This is a genomic window from Pseudoflavonifractor sp. An85 (assembly GCF_002161235.1).
Lineage (GTDB): Bacteria > Bacillota > Clostridia > Oscillospirales > Oscillospiraceae > Enterenecus.
The window spans coordinates 1-777 of sequence record NZ_NFHE01000128.1; the positions used below are offsets into that span (position 1 = coordinate 1).

The window sequence follows — 777 nt, forward strand, 5'->3', positions numbered from 1 at the left end:
GCCAGCCGCCCGCCCCGATGGAAGCGGAAAACCCTGACCCAGCCGGGAGGCCTGTTTGCCCGGGGCGCCCTGTGCTGGGTGGAAGGGGAGCGCTTTTACTACGACGGGGAGGAAAAGGGAACGGTGACCCCGGGGGAAAAGTCCTTTGCCGCCCTGGGGGCCTATGTCCTGGTCTGGCCGGACAAGGTCTATTACAACGCCCAAGAGGACGCATTCGGTTCTCTGGAAGCCAAGTGGGTGGGGACCGGGGTCTCCTTCCAAAACGGCACTCTTTACGAGCAGGAGGCCGCGGCCAACACCATCCAGATGGAGGGGGTGAACTGGAATGACTACTTCCGCAAGGGGGACGCGGTGACCATCTCCGGATGTACCACCCACCCGGAAAACAACAAAAGTCTCATCATCCGGGACATCCAGGGGGACAAGCTGGCCTTTTATGAGTACTCCTTTGGCCTGGATGGGGAGAAGGGAGATGAGGCTTACACCGAGGAGGGAGAGGTGGTGATCACCCGCACCCTGCCCGACCTGGATTTTGTGTGTGAAAACGAAAACCGGGTTTGGGGGTGTAAAGGCAACACCATCTATGCCAGCAAGCTGGGAGACCCCTTCAACTGGAACGTGTTCGACGGACTGGCCACCGATGCCTACGCCGTGGACACCGGCTCGGCGGGGAACTTTACCGGCTGCGTGTCATACCTGGGTTACCCCATCTTCTTCAAGGAGGACCATATTTACAAGGTCTACGGCTCCATGCCCTCCAACTTTCAGATCATGGGC

At 59.6% G+C, this 777-nt stretch carries 1 pseudogene; it reads left to right on the top strand.

Annotated elements, in window-relative coordinates:
• Positions 1–777: pseudogene (locus B5G37_RS15450) on the top strand (hypothetical protein); the annotation flags it as partial.